Annotated in this window: 1 protein-coding gene; it reads left to right on the top strand. The window is 68.5% G+C overall.

Translation table 11 applies throughout. The features are described from left to right. Window positions 1-187: 187 nt before the first annotated feature. Window positions 188-1,601 (top strand): NAD(P)/FAD-dependent oxidoreductase (locus tag HR086_RS46725; protein WP_174468896.1); only part of this gene is annotated, 1,414 nt, incomplete at its 3' end.

The raw sequence follows: 1,601 nt of genomic DNA, 5'->3' as shown, positions 1-1,601 counted from the left end.
GGAGGTTGCCGGGGAAGGGGCCGGGAGAACGACGACGCGAGCTTCGAGTGCGCGGCGGCCCCCTTCAAGCCGTCCCCACCCGCGCGTGTCCTCCAGGAGAAACGTCCGGGGCCGAAACACAATCCCCGCCCGCCCGTTCGCACCACGGACACTGCAACGGCTGCTCGCTCAGGGCATTCTAGGAGCCATGGTGCGTCACGTCATCGTCGTGGGAGCGGGACCGGGTGGGCTGTCCGCCGCCATCAACCTGGCCGGCCAGGGCTTTCGAGTCACGGTGGTGGAGAAGGACCCGGTGCCCGGCGGGCGGATGAAGGGCCTGACGCTCGGACCGCAGGGCGAGTATTCGCTCGATACTGGTCCTTCCATCCTCCAGCTCCCCGGTGTGTTGGAGCGCATCTTCGAGCGGGCGGGCCGGCGGTTGGCGGACTACGTGAAGCTGGTCCCCCTGGACGTCAACACGCGGGTGCACTTCTGGGATGGCACCCACCTGGACACCAGCCGACACCCGGAGCGCATGGAGGCGGAGGTCGCCCGCTTCGGTCCGGAGCAGGCCGCGGCGATGCGCCGGTGGTTGGCGGAAGGGAAGGAGAAGTACGGCGTCGCGTACGAGAAGTTCATCTGCACGCACGCGGGAAGCCTGGGTTACTACGCCCCCTGGCGTTTGGCGCCCACGCTGCGCTTCAAGCCCTGGCAGACGCTGTACCGGCACCTGGACTCGTTCTTCCATGACGACCGGCTGACGTACGCGCTGGCGTATCCGTCGAAGTACCTGGGCCTGCACCCGACGACGTGTTCGTCGGTGTTCAGCGTGATTCCCTTCCTGGAGCTGGCCTTCGGGGTGTGGCACGTCGACGGCGGCTTCCGAGAGCTGGCGCGAGGGATGATGCGGTGCGCGCAAGATTTGGGCGCGACGTTCCGCATGGGCGCGCCGGTGGAGCGCGTGCGCGTGGAGGCGGGGCGCGTGGTGGGCGTGACGCTGGTGGGGGGCGAGGTGTTGGACGCGGACGCGGTGGTGATGAACGCGGACCTGCCGTACGCGGCGACGAAGCTGGTGCCCGCCGAGGCGCGCGAGGGCTCGCGGCTGACGGACGCGGCGCTGGAGAAGGCGAAGTACTCGTGCAGCACGTTCATGGCGTACTACGGGCTGGACACGCGCTACGAGGACCTGCCGCACCACCTCATCTATCTCTCGGAGGCGGCGCGGCGCACGGACCGGGACGCGCTGGAGGACCGGAGCGTCGACGTGGACGACCCGCCCTTCTACGTGTGCAACCCGTGTGTGACGGACCCGTCCGGCGCGCCGAAGGGGCACTCCACGCTCTACGTGCTCGTGCCCACGCCCAACACGGCGCGGCCCGTGGACTGGGCGAAGACGGAGGCCACGTTGCGCGAGCGCATTCCAGACATGCTCGCGAAGGTGGGGTTGAAGGGCGTGCGTGAGCACATTCGCGAGGAGCGCTACTTCACGGCGGAGACCTGGCGGGATGACTTCAACGTGTTCCGGGGCGCGGTCTTCAATCTCTCTCATACATGGATGCAATTGGGGCCGCTGCGTCCCCGGGTGAAGAGTCCGGACGTGGAGGGCTTGTTCTGGGTGGGTG

Origin of the sequence: Myxococcus sp. CA039A (assembly GCF_013336645.1) — a bacterium.
GTDB classification, from domain to species: Bacteria; Myxococcota; Myxococcia; order Myxococcales; family Myxococcaceae; genus Myxococcus; species Myxococcus llanfairpwllgwyngyllgogerychwyrndrobwllllantysiliogogogochensis.
The sequence above is the reverse complement of the archived record's forward strand: the minus strand, read 5'-3'. Positions and strand labels throughout refer to the sequence as shown.